At 66.8% G+C, this 18,749-nt stretch carries 17 protein-coding genes; 5 read left to right on the forward strand and 12 right to left on the reverse strand.

Annotated features, from left to right (window positions below; genetic code table 11):
* Positions 1 to 231: 231 nt before the first annotated feature.
* From LPA35_RS25070 to hemC, 4 genes are read right to left on the reverse strand one after another with little or no spacing between them, the layout of a single operon-like run.
* Positions 232 to 1,509, reverse strand: coding sequence for a heme biosynthesis protein HemY (locus LPA35_RS25070; RefSeq protein ID WP_121507196.1), 1,278 nt, complete (start codon positions 1,507 to 1,509; stop codon positions 232 to 234).
* A gap of 13 nt (positions 1,510 to 1,522) precedes the next feature.
* Positions 1,523 to 2,668, reverse strand: coding sequence for a uroporphyrinogen-III C-methyltransferase (locus LPA35_RS25075; protein WP_228899930.1), 1,146 nt, complete (start codon positions 2,666 to 2,668; stop codon positions 1,523 to 1,525).
* Positions 2,665 to 3,477 (reverse strand): uroporphyrinogen-III synthase, encoded by an 813-nt coding sequence (locus tag LPA35_RS25080; RefSeq protein ID WP_228899931.1) that lies wholly within the window; start codon positions 3,475 to 3,477, stop codon positions 2,665 to 2,667. Before LPA35_RS25080 ends, LPA35_RS25075 begins: the two co-directional genes overlap by 4 nt.
* Before the next feature lie 11 nt (positions 3,478 to 3,488).
* Positions 3,489 to 4,427, reverse strand: coding sequence for a hydroxymethylbilane synthase (hemC, locus tag LPA35_RS25085; protein ID WP_228899933.1), 939 nt, complete (start codon positions 4,425 to 4,427; stop codon positions 3,489 to 3,491).
* Between the two features lie 132 nt (positions 4,428 to 4,559).
* Here hemC and ppc point away from each other — a divergent pair, with 132 nt between their 5' ends.
* Positions 4,560 to 7,349: a phosphoenolpyruvate carboxylase gene (ppc, locus tag LPA35_RS25090; RefSeq protein WP_228899936.1), complete on the forward strand. Its 2,790-nt coding sequence runs from the start codon at positions 4,560 to 4,562 to the stop codon at positions 7,347 to 7,349.
* 220 nt (positions 7,350 to 7,569) lie between these two features.
* Here the strand turns inward: ppc and LPA35_RS25095 are convergent, their stop codons facing one another.
* The 3 genes from LPA35_RS25095 to LPA35_RS25105 form a co-directional block, all read right to left on the reverse strand.
* On the reverse strand, positions 7,570 to 7,863 hold the full coding sequence (locus LPA35_RS25095) for a hypothetical protein (RefSeq protein ID WP_057271535.1): 294 nt from the start codon (positions 7,861 to 7,863) through the stop codon (positions 7,570 to 7,572).
* A gap of 326 nt (positions 7,864 to 8,189) precedes the next feature.
* Positions 8,190 to 9,509, reverse strand: coding sequence for an AI-2E family transporter (locus tag LPA35_RS25100; RefSeq protein ID WP_370641521.1), 1,320 nt, complete (start codon positions 9,507 to 9,509; stop codon positions 8,190 to 8,192).
* A 165-nt stretch (positions 9,510 to 9,674) separates the two neighbouring features.
* Positions 9,675 to 10,910: a spherulation-specific family 4 protein gene (locus LPA35_RS25105; protein WP_228899940.1), complete on the reverse strand. Its 1,236-nt coding sequence runs from the start codon at positions 10,908 to 10,910 to the stop codon at positions 9,675 to 9,677.
* Between the two features lie 142 nt (positions 10,911 to 11,052).
* On the opposite strand from LPA35_RS25105, the gene LPA35_RS25110 reads away from it, so the two are divergent.
* On the forward strand, positions 11,053 to 11,790 hold the full coding sequence (locus LPA35_RS25110; protein ID WP_228899943.1) for a hypothetical protein: 738 nt from the start codon (positions 11,053 to 11,055) through the stop codon (positions 11,788 to 11,790).
* Complete coding sequence (locus LPA35_RS25115) at positions 11,787 to 12,383, forward strand: FlgO family outer membrane protein (RefSeq protein ID WP_304505262.1); 597 nt, start codon at positions 11,787 to 11,789, stop codon at positions 12,381 to 12,383. Before LPA35_RS25110 ends, LPA35_RS25115 begins: the two co-directional genes overlap by 4 nt.
* Positions 12,384 to 12,582: 199 nt before the next feature.
* Here LPA35_RS25115 and flhC read toward each other — a convergent pair whose 3' ends face one another.
* The 5 genes from flhC to LPA35_RS25140 form a co-directional block, all read right to left on the reverse strand.
* Positions 12,583 to 13,143, reverse strand: coding sequence for a flagellar transcriptional regulator FlhC (flhC, locus tag LPA35_RS25120; RefSeq protein ID WP_010459839.1), 561 nt, complete (start codon positions 13,141 to 13,143; stop codon positions 12,583 to 12,585).
* 48 nt (positions 13,144 to 13,191) lie between these two features.
* The gene (flhD, locus tag LPA35_RS25125; protein ID WP_055400499.1) at positions 13,192 to 13,518 is read right to left on the reverse strand and encodes a flagellar transcriptional regulator FlhD; all 327 of its coding nucleotides are present in this window, start codon (positions 13,516 to 13,518) and stop codon (positions 13,192 to 13,194) included.
* A 317-nt stretch (positions 13,519 to 13,835) separates the two neighbouring features.
* On the reverse strand, positions 13,836 to 14,738 hold the full coding sequence (locus LPA35_RS25130; RefSeq protein ID WP_228899945.1) for a sulfurtransferase: 903 nt from the start codon (positions 14,736 to 14,738) through the stop codon (positions 13,836 to 13,838).
* A 102-nt stretch (positions 14,739 to 14,840) separates the two neighbouring features.
* Positions 14,841 to 15,752 carry a DMT family transporter gene (locus LPA35_RS25135; RefSeq protein WP_121419317.1) on the reverse strand — a complete coding sequence of 304 codons (912 nt, stop codon included), beginning with the start codon at positions 15,750 to 15,752 and terminating at the stop codon, positions 14,841 to 14,843.
* 314 nt (positions 15,753 to 16,066) lie between these two features.
* Positions 16,067 to 17,197 carry an aromatic ring-hydroxylating dioxygenase subunit alpha gene (locus LPA35_RS25140; RefSeq protein ID WP_228899947.1) on the reverse strand — a complete coding sequence of 377 codons (1,131 nt, stop codon included), beginning with the start codon at positions 17,195 to 17,197 and terminating at the stop codon, positions 16,067 to 16,069.
* A 277-nt stretch (positions 17,198 to 17,474) separates the two neighbouring features.
* Here LPA35_RS25140 and LPA35_RS25145 point away from each other — a divergent pair, with 277 nt between their 5' ends.
* Both LPA35_RS25145 and LPA35_RS25150 read left to right on the forward strand, forming a co-directional pair.
* Positions 17,475 to 17,717, forward strand: a complete 243-nt coding sequence (locus tag LPA35_RS25145) for an exodeoxyribonuclease VII small subunit (RefSeq protein ID WP_055400508.1) — start codon at positions 17,475 to 17,477, stop codon at positions 17,715 to 17,717.
* Positions 17,714 to 18,679: a polyprenyl synthetase family protein gene (locus tag LPA35_RS25150; protein WP_121507187.1), complete on the forward strand. Its 966-nt coding sequence runs from the start codon at positions 17,714 to 17,716 to the stop codon at positions 18,677 to 18,679. Before LPA35_RS25145 ends, LPA35_RS25150 begins: the two co-directional genes overlap by 4 nt.
* The last annotated feature ends 70 nt before the right edge of the window (positions 18,680 to 18,749 follow it).

The raw sequence follows: 18,749 nt of genomic DNA on the forward strand, positions 1-18,749 counted from the left end.
ATTCGGCTTCAGGCAGATTGATGCTTCAATTCAAAAAAAATGAATTGATAAGGCCTGAGCGCTCAAAGTTCCCCAATGCTGTGCACGCTGCACCAGCGTGTATCCGATGGGGTGTGAGGGCGGCGGATTCACCAGGGATGCCCTGGTTCGGTGCGGCCCAGAGCGCTGCGGCCCGCGCTTTTTTACGCAAAGGGCTGCGCCTGGAAGGCGCAGCCTTGCAAAGAAGGCCGTTTACCGGCCGAGCGCGGCCTTCTTCCAGGCCTCGGCGGCGGCGCTGTCGTCGCCGCGTTTTTCTGCCAGCTCGGCCAAGTGGCGCCAGGCGCTGGCCCGCAGGCTGCTGTCGCCCAGCTGCTGCGCCGCCTGTGTGAGCAACTGCTGGGCCTTGCCCCACAGCTGGCGCTTGAGGCAGGCCATGCCCGCCAGGTACTGCAGGCGGGCGTCGCGGGGATTTCCCTGGTAGGCCGATTCGATGCGCGCCAGCCAGGGGGCGTCGAGGTCGTCCAGCCCGGCTTCGAGTGCGCGCACCAGCTTCAGCGCGTGGTGTTCGGCCAGCGCATCGGGCAGGTCCACCATGCGGTCCCACACGGGCAGCAGCCAGGCGCGTACCTGCGTCGCGTCGCCGCCCAGGGCTGCCAGCCGCTGTGCGGCGTGGATGGCCAGCTCGGGCATGCTGCGCTCGGACGATTCCAGCGACATCCAGGTCTGCTGCAGCTGCGCGGTGTCGTGTGCGCTGTTGATGAGTTCAATGGCCAGGCCCCGCACGATGCTCTGGGCCGCAGCGGGCGAGAAGGCGCGGTGCTTGCCCAGCAGGCGTGCGGTGTCCAGCGCCTCCTGCGTCTGGCGTGCCAGGCGTGTGGCTTTGAGCTTGATGCGCAGCGACAGTGTGCGGCGTGCGGCACCTTGCGGCAGGGCCGCCAGGCGGTCGAGCGCAGCGTTGGCATCGCGGTCGTCCAGCGACCAGCGGGCGGCACGCATCTGGGCGCCCTCGCGCATTTCCTGCTCGTTCACGGTGCCGCGCAGCGGGGCCTCTTGCAGGGCGTCCTGCAGATGGCTTTCGCGCGTGGCGCTGTCTTGCAGCGCGTGCGAGGCCTCGGCCGCAATCATGTGGGCCAGGGCGCGCAACTGGCGGCCGTGGGGCACGGCCTCGCCAGCGGTGGCCAGCGCGTTTTCTTGCGACAGCGCAGCCACCGCAGCCTTGCGCGAGCGGATGAAGCGCCCGCCCAGCATGTGCGTCAGGGCGTCCAGCAAGGCCGCGTGCATGGCGCGCTCCTTTTGCTGCACGCGCCAGCGCCGGGCCTGGTGGGGTAGCTCCAGCAGCGCCGCCAGGGCGCGCAGCGCGGCGTACACGGTGACAAACCCGCCCACCAGCAACAGCACGACCAGGTTCAGCGACAGGTCGATGCGGTACGGCGGCCAGTACAGGGTGACGGTGCCCTGGTTGTTGCCCGCAAACAGCGCGGCGGCCACCGCCACGCCAAACAACGCCAAAAGCCAGAGTGCTGCACGCATGCGTACCGCTCCCTTATCGGCCGGCTGCAGCTGTTGCCAGCGCAGAGAGCGTTTCGTCCAGGCGCGGCTGCTCGGCCGCCTTCATGCTGGCCTGGGCGGTCTGCAGCGTGCTGGCAGCGTTCTGCGTGCGGCGCGATGCCGGGTCAAAGTATTTGTTGAGCGCAGCGTTGGCGGCGGCCAGGTCGGCGCGGGCCGATTCGAACTGGCGCGCCAGCACGCCCAGGCGGGCGTTGAGCAGCTTGAGCTTGAGGTTCTCGCGCAGGAAGAAGGTCTGCTCGGGCGCCAGCAAGATGGCCTCGGGCTGGTCGATGCGGCTCACGCGCACCAGGCCCCGGGCCTCGTCGCGCACCACTTCCCAGCTGCGCTGCAAGGCTGCCTGCCACCAGGCCAGGTCACCCTGGTTGAGCGGTGGCGTGTTTGTGGGAGCGGGTGTGGCTGCCAGGCGGCGTGTGGCGGCGGCCTGGGCCACGGCGTTCAGCACGGGCAGCTCGTCCACCTGACGCACCAGGTCGTCCAGGCGGGCCAGCAGGCCGGCGGTGTCGGTCACGGTGGCGCGGGTCAGGCGGTCCAGGTCGCGGCCAATGGCGCGCTGCACGGGGGCCAGGCGGGGCTGGGCGGCGCGTTCGATGCGCTGGTTGGCGCTTTTAAGCGCGGCCACCAGGGGCTCCAGGCTGCCGGTGAGCTGGGCCTGTTGCTGGGCTAGGCGGATGGCCGATTCGATGTCCACCACCAGGTTTTCGTCGCGCGAGCGCGACAGGCTTTGCATCAATTCTTCAAGCTGGCTGCGCTGCAGCGCCACTTCGCTCACCCGTGCTTCGGCCACCGACAGGCGGGCTGCCGTCTCGCGCACCAGTTCTTCGGCCTGGCGGGCCATGGTGCGGGCCTCGATGGCCTGCGCGCCCGAGTCGGCGGACTGACGGGCCAGTTGCTCTTGAATGGCGCTGAGCTTTTGCCACAGCATGCCGCTGCTGACCAGCGCGGCAGCGGCCACCGCGCCCAGGAGCAGCGTGACGGCGCCACCCCGGCCCGGGGTAGGTGCTGGAGGTGCGGACGCGGCTGCCGGGCCCACGGCCGGTGCGCCCACGGGTGCCGCGACAGGTGCCGCCATGGGCGCTGCGGTGGGTGCGGGGGGCAGATCGTTGGGGGGCACGGAACTCATGCGGCCGATTCTATCGAGGCCACCACATCCTCCAGCGCCGGACGGCATTCCCGCACGGTGCCAAAGCCCGCTGCGCGGGCCGCTTCGGCGATGCGCGGGTGGGTGGCCAGTGCGTGCGCGGCGCCCCAGTGCTGGCCGGGCAGGGCCTCGGTCAGGTGGGCTACGGCTTCAGAGCTGCTCAGCAGCCAGATGGAGCCATCGCACGCTGCCTGTTGCGCCAGCGCCACCTCGCGCGCTGAAAAATGCGGCGCGCCGCGTTGGTAGGCCACCACAAACTCCACCGTGCCGCCCGCCGCCTCGATCTGGCGCGCCAGCCAGTCGCGGCCGTTGCCTGGGCTTTCATGTACGCCCTGGGGCGTGGAGGACCTCCCGCGCACGATCAGCACGCAGTCGCCGGGCTGGATCTGCCCAGAGACCTGCTGCCACAGCGCTTCCGAGTCGAACTGGGGTGCATCCGGTGCCGGGCCGTCGATGCAGCCAGGCGGCACACCGGCCTGCTCCAGCGCACGCGCCGTGCCGGGGCCCGGAGCCCATGCTCTTGTTTTGATAGCTGCTACCGCTTGTCCATCAAGCGCTAGGGCCTTATTTGGCTCAAAAAAATGAAACACCGCATTGCCACTGACAAACATCAGGGCCCGGTACTGCGCAAGCCGCGCATGCGCCTGGGTGAGTGCTTGCTCTGCCGCTGCGTCACGGCAGGGGCCGATGGCGATGAGCGGCAGGGCCACGGCTTCCACACCACGCGCGCCCAGCAGCTGTACCCAGTGCGCAGCCTCGCGTGCGGGCCGCGTGACGATCACCCGGGGCATGGCATGCGCGTTCAAACCAGGGGTTCGGCGCCCCGGGCACCACCGGCACGCAGGCGCTGCGCAATCGCGTCGCCCAGCGCTTCGGCCTGCGCCAGCGTGGAGACGGCGGCGCTGGCCGCTGCGCGCACCAGGGGGGCCTGCGCGTCCACGTCGCCCCAGGCGGCGTCGAGCTGCAGCACGCCATCGGTGAACGTGCCGTGCGCGGCCAGCGGCATGGAGCAGCTGCCGCCCATGGCGCGGCTCACGGCGCGCTCTGCGGCCACGGTCAGCCAGGTGGGCTGGTGGGCCAGCGGGGCCAGCGCGTCGATCAGGTCTTGCCGGTCGCTGCGCACTTCAATGCCCAAGGCACCCTGGCCCGCTGCGGGCAGCATGGCCGTGGGCGCAAACGTGGCGCGGATGCGGGATTCCAGCCCCAGGCGCTTCAGGCCCGCAGCCGCCAGCACGATGGCGTCGTACTGGCCTTCGTCCAGCTTGCGCAGGCGGGTGTCGAGGTTGCCACGCAGGGGTTCGATCTTGAGGTCGGGCCGCAGGGCCTGCAGCAGCACCTGGCGGCGCAGGCTGGAGGTGCCCACCACCGCGCCCTGGGGCAGGGCATCAATGTTCGGGTAGTTGGGTGAGACAAACGCATCGCGTGGGTCTTCGCGCTCCATCACGCAGGCCAGGGCAAAACCCTCGGGCAGCTCCATGGGCACATCCTTGAGCGAATGCACCGCAATGTGCGCGCGGCCTTCTTCCAGCGCCACTTCCAGCTCTTTCACAAACAGCCCCTTGCCGCCCACCTTGCTGAGCGAGCGGTCCAGGATCTGGTCGCCCTTGGTGGTCATGCCCAGCAGCTCCACCGTGTGGCCCCGTTCGCGCAAAAGAGCCTGTACATGCTCGGCCTGCCACAGCGCCAGGCGGCTCTCTCGGGTGGCAATGACGATGGAAAGGGGGGAATGGGCGAGGCTCAAGTTCGTAACCTGTTTGTAATCATTCAGGGGCGGGCGATGCTAGCATGCGCCCGCACTGGGGCCGGTGCGCCCCGGGGGATGCGGGGGCAGGCGGCGCCAGGTCACCTACCCACCTCCGGAGACCCACGCACCATGAAACGATCCGACAAGGACCAGCCCCTGATTGACGACATCCGCCTGCTTGGCCGTATTCTGGGCGATGTGATCCGGGACCAGGAGGGCGTGGCCGCCTATGAACTGGTCGAGCAGGTGCGCAAGCTTTCGGTGGCCTTCCGCCGCGATGCCGACCAGGAGGCCGATCGCGCGCTCAAGAAGCTGCTCAAGTCCCTGTCGGGCGACCAGACGGTGAGTGTGATCCGCGCCTTCACTTACTTCAGCCACCTGGCCAACCTGGCCGAAGACCGCCACCACATCCGCCGCCGCGCCGTGCACGAACGCGCGGGCGACACGCAAGAGGGCAGCATCGAAGTCGCCTTGTCGCGCCTGCGCTGGGCTGGCATTGCGCCCAAGACCATCTCGCAGACGCTGGCGGGCAGCTACGTAGCCCCGGTGCTCACTGCCCACCCCACCGAGGTGCAGCGCAAGAGCATTCTGGACGCCGAGCGCGACATCGCCCAGCTGCTCGCTACGCGCGACGACATCCAGGTGCGCGCCCAGCTCTACAACAGCGCCAAAGACGCACTCACCCCCCGCGAGCTGGCCGCCAACGAAGCCCTGCTGCGCGCCCGCGTGGCCCAGCTGTGGCAAACGCGCCTCTTGCGCTACAGCAAGCTCACCGTGGCCGACGAGATCGAGAACGCGCTCTCTTATTACGAAGCCACCTTCCTGCGCGAAATCCCCAAGATCTATGCCGACCTCGAAAACGAGCTGGGCCAGTACCCCGTACACAGCTTTCTGCGCATGGGCCAGTGGATCGGCGGTGACCGCGACGGCAACCCCAATGTGACGGCGCAAACGCTGCAATACGCGCTGGGCCGCCAGGCCGAGGTGGCCTTGCGCCACTACCTGACCGAGGTGCACTACCTGGGCGGCGAGCTGTCATTGTCGGCCCGCCTGGTGCAGGTATCGGCCGAGATGGAGGCCCTGGCCCAGCGCTCGCCCGACACCAACGAACACCGCGTGGACGAGCCCTACCGCCGCGCCCTGACAGGCATCTACGCGCGCCTGGCTGCGTCGCTCAAAGACCTGACCGGTGGTGAGGCCGCCCGCCACGCCGTGGCCCCGCAAAACGCCTACGCCAGCGCCGAGGAGTTCCTGGCCGACCTGCGCGTGATCGAAGCGTCATTGAAGTCGCACCACGGCGAAGCCCTGGCCGCAGAGCGCCTGCACCCGCTGATCCGCGCCGTGCAGGTGTTCGGCTTTCACCTGGCCACGGTGGATTTGCGCCAAAGCTCTGACAAACATGAAGAAGTGGTGGCCGAGCTGCTGGCCAAGGCGCGCATTGAGCCCAACTATGCAAGCCTGCAGGAGGCCGCCAAGCGCGCCCTGCTCATCAAGCTGCTGAACGACGCACGCCCGCTGCGCGTGGTGGGTGCCGAATACTCTGCCCATGCCAAGGGCGAGCTGGCCATCTTCGAAACCGCCCGCGTCATGCGCGAGCGCTTCGGCCACGAAGCCATCCGCCACTACATCATCAGCCACACCGAAACCGTGAGCGACCTGCTGGAAGTGCTGCTGCTGCAAAAGGAAGTGGGCCTGATGAATGGAACCTTGGACACCGAGTCCAAGAACCACCTCATCGTGGTGCCGCTGTTCGAAACCATTGAAGACCTGCGCAATGCCGCGCCCATCATGCGCGAGTTCTATGCACTGCCCGGCGTGGCTGCCCTGGTGCAGCGCAGCGGTGGCGAGCAGGACATCATGCTCGGCTACAGCGACAGCAACAAAGACGGCGGCATCTTCACCAGCAACTGGGAGCTGTACCGCGCCGAGATCGCTCTGGTCGAACTCTTCGACGAACTCGCCACCACCCACGGCATCCAGCTGCGCATGTTCCACGGCCGGGGCGGCACCGTGGGCCGGGGCGGCGGCCCCAGCTACCAGGCCATCCTGGCGCAACCCCCCGGCACCGTGCGCGGCCAGATCCGCCTGACCGAGCAGGGCGAAGTCATCGCCTCCAAATACGCCAACCCCGAGATCGGCCGCCGCAATCTCGAAACCCTGGTGGCCGCCACCCTCGAAGCCACCCTGCTGCAGCCCACCAAGCCCGCCACCAAGGCGTTTCTGGACGCCGCCGCCCAGCTCTCGCTGGCCAGCATGGGCAGCTACCGCGCGCTGGTGTACGAGACGCCCGGTTTTACTGACTACTTCTTCAACTCCACCCCCATCCGCGAGATTGCCGAGCTCAACATCGGCTCCCGCCCCGCCAGCCGCAAGGCCAGCCAGAAGATCGAAGACCTGCGCGCCATCCCCTGGGGCTTCAGCTGGGGCCAGTGCCGCCTCACGCTGCCCGGCTGGTACGGCTTTGGCTCGGCGGTGGACGCCTTTGTGAACACCGAGGGCAAAGACCCCAAGACCCAGCTCGCTCTGCTGCAAAAGATGTACCGCCAATGGCCGTTTTTCCGCACCCTGCTGTCCAACATGGACATGGTGCTGGCCAAAAGCGACCTGGCCCTGGCCTCACGCTACAGCGAACTCGTCACCGACGCCCGCCTGCGCAAAAAGGTGTTCACCAGCATCGAGGCCGAATGGCACCGCACGGCAGAGGCCCTCACCCGCATCACCGGCGACAAACAGCGCCTCACCCACAACACGGCCCTGGCCCGCTCCATCAAGCACCGCTTTCCGTACATCGACCCGCTGCACCACCTGCAGGTCGAACTGGTGCGCCGCTGGCGCGCAGGGCAGGGGGATGAACGGGTGCAGACGGGGATTCACATTTCTATTAATGGCATTGCTGCGGGGTTGCGTAATACCGGCTGAGTGGCGGACAGCGCAGCGCGATTCGAACCTGCGCATCGCGGCCTGTTTTGATCGCAGGCACCCATAACAAAAAGGGCTCCCGAAGGGAGCCCGATCTGCCTGCCCGCCCCTGCGGTTCAGTTAACACTCCCCATGGCAGCGCCACCCGCAAATGCAAAGTGCCACCGCCATGGGAAGTCCCGCAACTGCTTCAACCAAACTCAAGCAGTTGGTCTACCAATTACATGGCGCTGAATTCGCCCGAAGGGATCTTGCCGGTGCGCAGGGCTTCAGCAGCCTGGGCACGCACGGCAGCGCGGTCGGCGGTGGAGGTGTAGGTCACCACACGCGAACCAGCAGGTTCCTGGCTGCGGGTCTGGGCGACGGTTGCGGCTTCAGCGGCCACTTCAGCGCGGGTGCGGTTTGTTTCAAACTTCAGGGCGAATTGCGAGCTGTCGGCTTCGTCAGCATGGGCGCCAAAAGAAGCGAAAGCGGCAACGGCAGCGACGGAGAGGAAACGGGCGGTCTTGTTCATGATGAAAATCCTTGAAGGTTAAAAAGCGTCTCAAAAAAGCCGGGTCAAAAACCATTTCTGAACCGGGTTCGGTGAGTCGCCTTGCGGGTTCGGCTCATCGATGGGATGAACTGTACGCCGATGGTGTTCACGGAAAAACTACCTGGTCGCGAACTAACTGTTCCAGTATTGGAAACAATCTTTGAGGCCGCCTTGACCTCCTGGGCCACGCCGGTGCGCCGTGATGGCGAGCGATATGGGTGGAGTGGGTGAGGTGGGGGCTGATATGGCATCGCCCCGCAGCGTGGCGGGGGAGGCATCTGCCGGTTTGCGGCAGATGCCGGGTATCAATCCCCCAGCAATTCGCCCACGGCCTTCAGGTCTTCCACCCGGTCGCACACGGCCTTCACGGCCATCATCACCGGGATGCCCAGCAGCAGGCCCCACAGGCCCCACAGCCAGCCCCAGGCGAGCACGCTGACGAACACGGCCACGGGGCTCATGCTGCTGGTGCGGCTGGTGAGCCAGGGGGTCAGCAGGTTGCCCACCAGGGTGTGGATGACCAGCGATGCACCGCCGATGGCCAGGGCCATGTCCAGGGTGCCGAACTGCAGGAAGGCCACCAGGGCCGATGCGCCGGTGACCAGGGCCGAGCCGATGTAGGGCGCGAGGTTGAGCACTCCGGCCGCCACACCCCACACGGCGGCGTTCTCCAGGCCCAGGGCCCAGTAGGCAAGGCCGGTGGCCACGCCCACCAGCACGCTGGTGAACACCTGCACCATCAGGTAGCGTTGGATCTGGTTGGTGATGTCTTCCAGCACGTGGATGGTGACCTTGCGCCGCTCCAGGCTGGTGCCCGCGATGCGCAGCAGCTTGTTGCGAAACAGGTTGCCCGATGCCAGCGCAAAGTAGGTAAGGAACACCACCACCGTGAGCTGCCCCAGCGCGGACATGAGCCCCATGGTGCCGCTCCACAGGTAGTCGCGGATGTTGAAGGGCGGGCGCTCCACCACCACGCGCTGCACGCCGCGCCGGGGTGGGTTGGCGGTGGCGCTGTTCTCGTTGGCGGCCTGTTCGATCTGCGTGGCGGCCTTTTGCATGGTGTCGAGCGGGCTGCTGGCGCCGGTGCGCGCCTTGAGGCTGTCGCGCACCTTCTTGGCGGCCACGGGCAGCGAGTCCACCAGTTGCGCGGCGCCATCGCTCAGCGACCAGGCGGCGCTGGCCAGGCCCAGAACGATGGCGATCAGCAGCACACCGGCCCCCAGCCAGCGGGGCACGTAGCAGCGCCGCAAGACTTCCACCACGGGCCGCAGCGCCGTGGTGAGCAGCAGGCTGAGCATGATGGGGATGAACACCGCGCTGGCCCAGTGCAGCAGGGCCACGCTGGCAAACAGCGCCAGCAGCGCGAGCGAGAGGTTGCGCACGTCCACGGGCATGTGGAGCATGAGTGGACCGGGGAGGGATGCGGTGGATGCGGGCGCGCCGCTTGGTGGTTGCGCAGGCGGTGGGGCCGCTTCGTCCGCTTGGGCCATTTGGGGCACTGGTGCGGGGCTGTCCGCCGCAGGCGCGTGGGGGGGCAAGGTCGGGGCTGCGTCAGCGGCGGAGCGGTCTGGCTGTGGCGGCTCGGCAGCGCGGGCGGGCGGGGATGCAGGGGTGGGCTCGGTCATCATGCGCGGATTGTGATGGGACTCGGGCCTGCTGGGTTGTAGGTCGGGCTGACATGCAGCGTGTCGGCGGAGGGATGCGGCGGTTCGGAAGCTCTGGCGGGTGGTTTGCCCGGCGACCCGCCAGCGGTGCCTGTGTGGCAGGGTTCGGCGCCCTGCCCGGTGGCATCAGCACAGCGGCAGCGGGCGCTTCTTGTTGAGTGCATCCACCGTGCCCAGCAGTTGCTGCCAGTAGGTGGGCAGTGACGACCACGAGGCGCCGATGGCCAGGTTGGTGGCATAGACCATGCCGGTGTTCAGGCGGGGCCGGTGGGCGTGCTTGACGGCGGCCTGCATGTCGGTGCAGGTGCTGGCGGTGTGGACCAGCATGGCCTGGGCGGTGTTGTCCTTGGCGTAGACCCAGGTACTGGCGGGCTGGGGGTCTGTGGCCTGGTAGGCGGCGGCATTGCCTGCGTAGGTGACCAGCGTGTCGGCCACACCCGCATAGGCCGCTACGGGGTAGGTGCCTGGGTTGCCGATCACGGTGGGCGCGTTGGGCGGCGTGGCGCCTTTGCTCATGCCCGAGGCCCGGGCCTTGGCGTAGTTGTAGACGTCCTGAAAGTACGCCAGCCGTGCGCTGTCGGTGGCCATGCCGTCCAGGAAGAAGCCGTCGAGCTGGTCGGGGTAGAGGCGGATGTAGTTGTCGATGGTGGCCTTCACGTCAGCCACCGAGCGCGACCCGCCGCTGCCCGAGGTGGCCACGTAGGCGACGACTTTGTTGGTGGTGCCCGCCACGGCCTTGAAGTCTGTGATGGCCGTGAGCAGGTCGTCGTCAACCTCGGAGTCCGCGGTCAGCACGCCGTCGCTGGCGCTGGCCACGGCGGTGATCTGCACGTCCGGGTAGCTGGCTGCGCCGCTGGTGAGGGTGGCCCAGGGCGATGAGGTGCCGCTGGCGCTGAAATACGCGGGCACCAGCACCTGCAGGTTTTTGTGGGCGGGGCGTACGTAGTACGTGAGGCTGTCGCCCGCCGTGTTGGCGCTGCTGGTGGCCGTGGCGCTGACCTGGAAGGTGGCGCTGGGCGGCAGGCTGCTCACGGTGAGCGTGGTGCTGGCCACGCTGGCCACGGTGGTGGGCGCCACGGGGGAGAAGGTGGCGGCTGCGGAGGGGTTGACGGTAAAGGTGACCACCGTGCCGTTGGGGGCTGCGCCGCCGTTGACGGTGACGTCGGCCGCCAGCGGCTCAGATGCGCCGGGTTCGAGCACGTTCTCGGTGGGCTGCACGAAATGCAGCGTGACGGGCGCGCTCGCGGGTGGCGGTGGGGCGGTCGTGTTGTTGTCCTTGTCCGTGGCGCCGCCGCAGCCCGCCAGAGCCGCAGTGAGGGCCATCAATGACGCGAGGCGGTGGGTGCGGGTTGTGGTGAGCATGGTCTTCACGGAGGGTTGGTATGAATGGGTTGATTGTGAAGGTTCGTGCGTGCGGCTCCAAGGGCTGAAACGGTCGCTTTGGCCGGGAAAAACGGCCTTGTTGCGCCGATTGCCGCAGGCGGGCGCCAGTACCATGGCCCACATGCCATCCTTCCTTCACCGCATTCCGGCCGCCGCAGCAGCCTTGCTGTGCGCAGCGCTGCTGGTCGGCTGCGGCACGCTGGACGTGCCGCGTGCCGACAACTACCCCGCCACCGGCCAGAAGAAAGCCCGCGCCGTGCACCATTGGGATGTGCTGGCGGGCGATGTGGCCGGGCGCGTGGCCGAAAAAATCGCATCTTGGCCCGAGGGCGAATACCCGCTGTACGTCACGGTGGCGGACAACTCCAGTTTCAACCAGAGCTTTCTCAAGTTGCTCAAGGTGCACCTGCTGAACCGGGGCGTGGCGGTGTCCACGGTGCCCACGGCGGTGGAGCTGGAGGTGCAGACGCAACTGGTGCAACACGGGTCTGGCTCACCGCGCGGCCTGCCCGTGCCCATGGCCGGCACCATCATCGGCACTGGCGTGGGCGTGTGGCGCGACTGGGCGGTGCACTATTCCGACCGCACCCTGTTGCCGGGTGTGGCCACGGCCCTGGGCGTGGGGGCAGGGGTGGCGCTGGACATGGCCCAGCTCTACACCCAGGGCGCCGCCGCAGGCGGACCCACGCGCACCGAGGTGCTGATCACGTCCACGCTCAAGTCGCGCGACCGGTACCTGGCCGGAACGGCCGATCTGTATTACATCGAGGGGGCCGACGCGGTGCTGTATCAGCCCGAGCGGCCGCCCGCGCCTGCACCGATGACGCCCGTCAAGACCTGGCGGGTGGTGGCGCCATGAAGGGGCTGTGGACGTCGCAACAAGTTCCCCGGGGCGCACGCGCCGCCAGCTGGTGGGCGGCTGCCGCCCTTGCGCTGGGGGGGCTGCAGGGCTGCGAGACCACCAACCCCATGCACAGCTACTACTACGGTGATCGGGCGGGCGGAATATCGCGCTCCAACCTCATCGAGCTGAATGAACGCGCCACCGATGCGCTGCTGCAGACCGCACCGCTGGATGCCAACCAGCCCGTGCTGGTGGCCACTCTGGTCAATGTGGACCGGCTCACTGAATCGTCGCGGCTGGGCCGCATCTTCTCGGAGCAGATCGCGGGCCGCATGGTGCACCGGGGTCTGAAGGTGACCGAGGTGAAACTGCGGGAGAACCTGCTGCTGCAGCGCGACCAGGGTGAGCTGCTGCTGTCGCGCGAGGTGCGCGAGGTGAGCCAGTCGCAGAACGCGCAGGCCGTGGTGGTGGGCACGTATGCGGTCTCCACGTCGGTGGTGTACATCAGCCTCAAGCTGGTGAACCCGGTGGGCAACACCGTGGTGGCGGCGCACAACTATGCCGTGCCAATGGATGACAACGTGCGCGCGCTGTTGGCTGGAAGATAGATGACATCCCCCTGAGCGGCTTCGCCGCTTCCCCCTTCTCTCGCGCGCTACGCGCGGGAAGGGGGACGCCGCCAGCGCGGCGGGGCGGCCCTTGCGCGGCGGCCTTGGCGAGTGCCGCGCCCATTTTTTCGGTCGGGGTGGGAATCAGGCTAGCGCGCCCGTTTGGTAGGTGCAAAAAGCTAATGCTTTGATATCCATCTCAGTGCAACATGAGTGCGCCAGCCGTCTTGCTCTTGCCGGCGCGGGCGGGTGGGTTGCACAGGCCGCAGGTGAAGTGGCGGTTCTCATACAGCTCGGTCACGAACTGGCCGCTGCACTGGCTGCACTTGGTGCGCGTCAGCATGCCGGCGTCCACAAATTTCACCAGGCGCCAGGCGCGCGTGAAGGAGAGCAGGGGTTCGATCTCGGCCGTGGCGACCTGTTCGTTGTACAGGCGGTAGGCTTTGGTCAGCAGCTCCACCGAATCCAGGTCCACGCCCTTGGACAGGTATTCGTAGATGTTCAGGAACAGCGAGCTGTGGATGTTCTCTTGCCAGGTCAGGAACCAGTCGGTGGAGAAGGGCAGCTGGCCTTTCGAGGGTGACTTGCCCGCGATCTCTTTGTACAGCCGGATCAGGCGTTCATACGACAGCGTGGTTTCCGATTCCAGCACCTGCATGCGGGCGCCCATCTGGATCAGCATGGCCGCGCGTTCGATCTGCTTGGATTCGTTCAGCACGCTCTTGGCGGGGGCTTTGGCAGCGGGGGCGTTGGTGGACATGGCGGGCTTTCGGTGGAGACTGGGGGAAGAGGGCTGCGGGCAAATGTTTCAGAGCACTTCCGACACGCGGCTGGCCATCAGGATGTTGGCGTGCAGCGTGTTGGTGGCTTCGTTGCCCACCTTCTTGGCCGAGTGGTTGGTGAGCAAGCTCCACACCAGGTTGTCGTCCACGCGGAAGCTGCAAAGAAGCGTGTTGCGGGAGGCCAGTTTCATCACTTGCGCTGGCGACAGCGATGCCAGAATGTCGGCAGACTCTTCGTTCATGCCCAAGCGGAACACGGCTTCGGCCTTGTCCTGACGGATCAGGGTTTGGGCCAACATCAGGTAGGTGAGGTTGGCTTCGCGGATTTCAGCGAGGATTTGTTCGTTGGTCATGGCAGCTTCCTTTTTTCCAGTACCGGGTCTTGCGTTGCCTGCTGATTGCAGGTTTTGCGTGATCCGTTGAAATGGATTGTGAAACCGCCCCAATCAGAAATTAAGTCGGGGTTTGGCTGTGCCGCGTGTCTGGTTCTGCGGTGGGCCGTGTAGGAATTTGCCCTACACGCACATCAGGTGCAGGCTGGCATTTCAGGCGATGGCCGCTGCTGTGGCAGTGGGCCCAGGCTGCCCACTTCTGTTCATGGTTTTGATAGCACCCTCAAAACCATCTTTTTTGCACTTTTACAACCTGCGCTGCCGTGCTGGACGCTGGATCAGCCTTTTTCGACCGGGCGCGTGGGGTCTGAACACCACTCGCTCCAGCTGCCGGCAAACAATGCCGTCGGGCCGAGGCCGGCTATCTCCATGCCCAGCAGATTGGGCACGGCGCTCACGCCGCTGCCGCACTGGTGCACCACGGTGGCGGGGTCACGGCCGCCCAGCAGCGCTTCAAATTCAGCGCGCAGCACGTCAGCAGGCTTGAAGCGGCCATCCGCGCCGATGTTTTCGGCAAAGGGGCGGTTCAGCGCGCCCGGAATGTGGCCCGCCACGGGGTCCAGCGGCTCCACTTCGCCCCGGTAGCGGGCACCTGCACGGGCGTCGATCACGGTCTGGCCGGGCTGCTGCAGGCGCGCGAGCACCTCGCTGGCCGTGGCCAGCTGGCGCAAGGGGGTGCCCAGCTGGAAATTGGTCTGGAAGTGCGCGGGCTCTTCGCCGCTGTTCACCGCCCCACCGGCGGCCTGCCAGGCTTGCAGCCCACCGTCGAGCACGGCCACGGCATCGTGCCCCGCCCACTTGAGCATCCACCACAGGCGGCCACAGTAGTTGGCGCCCTGGCGGTCGTACACCACGGCCTGCATGCCATTGGCAAAACCCACGCTGGACAGCCACATGGCAAAACGCTCGCGGCTGGGCAGGGGGTGGCGTCCACCGGATGCCGGCTGGTCGGCTTCCTGGGCGGTCAGCGTGCCGTGAGCGCCGGGGGCACCGTGTTTGGCGCTGAGGTCGTTGTCAAGGTTGGCGTACACCGCGCCGGGGATGTGCGCCTGTGCGTACTGCTGGGCACCGGCCGTGGGTTGCATCAGTTCGAAGCTGCAGTCAAACACCATCAGCGGCGCACCGCTGGCGATCAGGGATTGCAGGTCGGGGGCAGAGATGAGCGTGGTGTAGGTGGTCATCGGCAGAAAATGGGCAAAGTGACGGAGTGCGTCGAAAGGGGCTCCATTGTGGCCATCCCGGTGGGGCGTGTCCTCGTGTGGCCGTATCTGTTTTTGTATCCGTCAGTGTTCTTCGGCAGGTGCCCCGGGCGCAGCCCGCGCGCGCAGGATGGTGGCCACGATGCCGCTGCCTACGATGAGGGCCATGCCGAACCAGCCGATGGGCGGGATCTTGTCGCCAAACAGCAGCACGCTGTAGACGGCGGCAAACACGATGCCCGAATACTGCAGGTTGGCCACCACCAGCGTGCCGCGCTGGGTCTTGGCGCTGGCGTAAGCCTTGGTCATGCACAACTGGCCGCCCGCAGCCAGCACACCGATGGGCAGCAGCCACAGCGCCTGCCAGCCCGGCCAGTCCGACACGCCGGTAAACAGCATGGCCCCGCCCCCCGCCACCGCAGAGCCCACGGCGAAGTAGAAAACGGTGCGCGATTCGGGCTCGCCCAGGCGCGACAGCGCCACCACCTGCATGTAGGCAAATGCAGCCGTCAGGCCGGACATCAGCCCGATCAGTCCGGCAAAGGCCTGGTTCTGGTCCAGGCTTGGGCGCAGCATCAGCACCACGCCCACGAATCCGGTGAGCACGGTGAGAATCAGCGGCCCTTGCAGGGCGGGCCGTGGCGATGCCGCAGAAGGGCGCCAGGCCAGCAGCGTGCCGCCGACCAGGAAGGCGGCGATCCACACGCTGCTCATGTAGTTGAGCGTCATGGCCGTGGCCAGCGGCAGGTGGGCAATGGCGTAGAACCAGGCGCCCAGCGACGCCACCCCCACCAGGCTGCGCCAGGCGTGCATGCCGGGGTATTGCGTGGCCAGCGTCACTTTTTGAGAGCGTGCCAGCAGCCACAGGATGGCCATGCCGATCAGGCCCCGGTAGCACACCAGTTCGGCCGAGTTGAAGAAGTCCGATGCGATCTTGACGCACACGCCCATGCTGGCAAACAAGAACGCGGCCAACACCATCCAGAGGGCTTGCATCGTGACGTGATCCTGTGAAAGGCCGCGCGCCGCACGTGGGGCATAGGATTGCACGGCTTGAAATAAAAATAGCTGCCAGCGCTTGCGGATCAAGCGGTGGCAGCTATTGTAATGAGAGCGGTCAGGGTAGTCGTCGCGAATGGATAGCGTTTACCTCGCTGTTCGAGACTTCACAGATCGACGGCACAAACTCAGGTTGGGGCCTCTCAAAACTGGCGCCGCCCAGGCCAGTGCCCCCGCGCGAGGCCGCCAAGCCGCGGATGCGGCGCTTCGCTTGCGTGCGCCGCCCCGTTGGGGGGAAGACGCGAAGCGGCTCAGGGGGGGCTCCCCATGACCTGGCGGTACCACTCGTGGAAGTGCTGCATGCCATCTTCCATGGGACTCTGGTAGGGGCCGACCTCGTTGTCGCCGCGCGCCAGCAGGGCCTTGCGGCCTGCGTCCATGCGCTCGCCGATTTCGTCGTCCTCGATGCAGGTCTCCATGTAGGCGGCCTTCTGCGCCTCGACGAATTCGCGCTCGAAGGCAGCGATCTCCTCGGGGTAGTAGAACTCCACCATGTTCAGCGTCTTGGTGGGGCTGATGGGGTGCAGCGTGGACACGGTGAGTACATGCGGGTACCACTCGATCATGATGTGCGGGTAAAGCGTGAGCCAGATGGCGCCGTACTTCGGCGGCTTGCCTTCGCGGTAGTCCAGCAGCGCCTTGTGCCAGCGCTCGTACACCGGGCTGCCGGCTTTGCCCAGGCGGTTGGCCACACCCACGGTTTGTACCGAGTAGTTCTTGCCGAACTCCCAGCGCAGGTCGTCACACGTCACAAAGCTGCCCAGGCCTGGGTGGAAGGGGCCGACGTGGTAGTCCTCCAGATAGACCTCGATGAAGGTCTTCCAGTTGTAGTTGCACTCGTGCAACTCCACATGGTCGAGCACGTAGCCGTCAAAGTCCAGGTCGGCACGCGGGCCCATCTGGGCCAGGTCGGCGGCCACATCGTAGCCGTTGTCTTCAAACAGCAGGCCGTTCCACTCGCGCAGCTTGTAGTTGTTCAGGTTCAGGCACGGGTCATGCGCAAAGTGGGGTGCGCCCAGCAGCTCGCCCTGGGGGCTGTACGTCCAGCGGTGCAATGGGCACACGATGTTGCCGCCCGCGCTGCCCTTTTGCTGGGTGTTCAGCGAGCCTTTGCCCTTGAGCATGACGGCCTGGCGGTGGCGGCACACGTTGGACACCAGCTCAATGCCGCCTTGGGCGTTGCGCACCAAGGCGCGGCCCTCGCCCTCCTGGGGCAGTGCGTAATAGTCGCCCGTGTTGGGCACCGCCAATTGGTGCCCCACATAGCGGGGCCCGCGCTGGAAGATGGTGTCCAGCTCGCGCTGGAACAGCGCATCGTCAAAGTAGCTTGAAACTGGTAGTTGGCTTGCGGCCTGCTGCAGTTGAAGACTTAAATCAGACATGGGTGACCTGACCTAAAGACTCCCCACAGGGAGAAAGTGCGGGAGGTGCGCCGGGGAATGCGCATCTGGAAAAAAGGAAACCGGCTAGGGTGGCTAGCCGGCTCGACTGGAATGGGATTATAGGCGGTGGGGTTATTCCCGCACCCCCGCTACGTGAATAGAAAACATCGCTTTCTGAAAATAGAGCGGCGTCACGCATCGGACCGCGTCTGACACGAAGGGCGTACCGGTGCGCCTAAAATCATTGGTTTTTCACCCGCGCTCTGCCGCCCCCTCCATGCCCAAGGCCCCCGCAACCCCCGCTCCTCCCGCCGAACCTGCCAGCTACGAGGCGGCCCTGGAAGAGCTGGAGCAACTCGTGGCCCGCATCGAGTCGGGCCAGTTGCCGCTGGACCAGATGCTGGCCGGCTACCAGCGCGGCGCCACGTTGCTGGCGTTTTGCCGCCAGCGGCTCGAAGCCGTGCAGGACCAGATCAAGGTGCTGGATGAAGGGCAACTGCAACCATGGAACCAGGAATGAGCGCGGTGCCAATGAATTTCGAGAGCCAGCCGCTGGACATGAACCTCTGGAGCCAGAACCACCTGGCCCGGGTGGAGCAGGCCCTGTCGCAATGGGTGGGCGATGGCGCACCCGCCGGGCTGGGCGACGCCATGCGTTATGCCGTGCTCGATGGCGGCAAGCGGCTGCGGCCCCTGCTGGTGCTGGCGGCCTATGAGGCGGTCTGCAGTGGCGCACCGGCCTCTGCGGTGGTTGACGATGCCGCGCTGCGCGCTGGCCTGGACGAGGCGGCCCTGCGGGCCGCGTGCGCGGTGGAACTCATTCACGCCTACTCGCTGGTGCACGACGACATGCCCTGCATGGACAACGACGTGCTGCGCCGTGGCAAGCCCACCGTGCATGTGCAGTTTGGCGAGGCCCAGGCGCTGTTGGCGGGCGATGCCTTGCAGGCCTTTGCATTTGAGTTGCTCACGCCCGACAACACCCTCATCCCCGCCGCCACGCAGGCCACGCTGTGCAGGCTGCTGGCGCGGGCCGCCGGATCGGCCGGCATGGCGGGCGGGCAGGCCATCGACCTGGCCAGCGTGGGTGTGGCGTTGACCGAAGACCAGTTGCGCCAGATGCACCGGCTCAAGACCGGCGCGCTGCTGCAGGGCAGTGTGCTCATGGGGGCGGCGTGCGGCCACGCCGTGGGCGCGGCCTACCAGGCGCTGTCCGACTACGGGGCCGCCATGGGCCTAGCGTTCCAGGTGGTGGATGACATCCTGGACGTGGTGGCCGATTCGGCCACGCTGGGCAAGACGGCCGGCAAGGACGCTGCGGCCGACAAGCCCACCTATGTGTCTTTGCTGGGGCTTGCGCGGGCGCAGGCCTATGCCCAGGAGCTGCTGGCCGAGGCCCATGCGGCCCTGGCCCGCAGTGGCCTGCCCGATAGCCGCGCGCTGGCGGCCCTGGCGGACATGGTGGTGCGCCGCTCGCACTGAGCCTGGCCCGATGATCCGTGCTGCACCCTGTTCATGCCCGTTGCAGTGAAATCAATGCCAAATCGGCCTC

This window comes from Acidovorax sp. Leaf73, assembly GCF_916855635.1.
Lineage (GTDB): Bacteria > Pseudomonadota > Gammaproteobacteria > Burkholderiales > Burkholderiaceae_C > Acidovorax > Acidovorax facilis.

Coding starts and splice junctions, on each gene's coding strand:
- LPA35_RS25070 (WP_121507196.1), bottom strand. CDS start 1,509: ATGCGTGCAGCACTCTGGCTTTTGGCGTTGTTTGGCGTGGCGGTGGCC.
- LPA35_RS25075 (WP_228899930.1), bottom strand. CDS start 2,668: ATGAGTTCCGTGCCCCCCAACGATCTGCCCCCCGCACCCACCGCAGCG.
- LPA35_RS25080 (WP_228899931.1), bottom strand. CDS start 3,477: ATGCCCCGGGTGATCGTCACGCGGCCCGCACGCGAGGCTGCGCACTGG.
- ppc (WP_228899936.1), top strand. CDS start 4,560: ATGAAACGATCCGACAAGGACCAGCCCCTGATTGACGACATCCGCCTG.
- LPA35_RS25095 (WP_057271535.1), bottom strand. CDS start 7,863: ATGAACAAGACCGCCCGTTTCCTCTCCGTCGCTGCCGTTGCCGCTTTC.
- LPA35_RS25100 (WP_370641521.1), bottom strand. CDS start 9,509: ATGACCGAGCCCACCCCTGCATCCCCGCCCGCCCGCGCTGCCGAGCCG.
- LPA35_RS25105 (WP_228899940.1), bottom strand. CDS start 10,910: ATGCTCACCACAACCCGCACCCACCGCCTCGCGTCATTGATGGCCCTC.
- LPA35_RS25110 (WP_228899943.1), top strand. CDS start 11,053: ATGCCATCCTTCCTTCACCGCATTCCGGCCGCCGCAGCAGCCTTGCTG.
- LPA35_RS25115 (WP_304505262.1), top strand. CDS start 11,787: ATGAAGGGGCTGTGGACGTCGCAACAAGTTCCCCGGGGCGCACGCGCC.
- flhC (WP_010459839.1), bottom strand. CDS start 13,143: ATGTCCACCAACGCCCCCGCTGCCAAAGCCCCCGCCAAGAGCGTGCTG.
- flhD (WP_055400499.1), bottom strand. CDS start 13,518: ATGACCAACGAACAAATCCTCGCTGAAATCCGCGAAGCCAACCTCACC.
- LPA35_RS25130 (WP_228899945.1), bottom strand. CDS start 14,738: ATGACCACCTACACCACGCTCATCTCTGCCCCCGACCTGCAATCCCTG.
- LPA35_RS25135 (WP_121419317.1), bottom strand. CDS start 15,752: ATGCAAGCCCTCTGGATGGTGTTGGCCGCGTTCTTGTTTGCCAGCATG.
- LPA35_RS25140 (WP_228899947.1), bottom strand. CDS start 17,197: ATGTCTGATTTAAGTCTTCAACTGCAGCAGGCCGCAAGCCAACTACCA.
- LPA35_RS25145 (WP_055400508.1), top strand. CDS start 17,475: ATGCCCAAGGCCCCCGCAACCCCCGCTCCTCCCGCCGAACCTGCCAGC.
- LPA35_RS25150 (WP_121507187.1), top strand. CDS start 17,714: ATGAGCGCGGTGCCAATGAATTTCGAGAGCCAGCCGCTGGACATGAAC.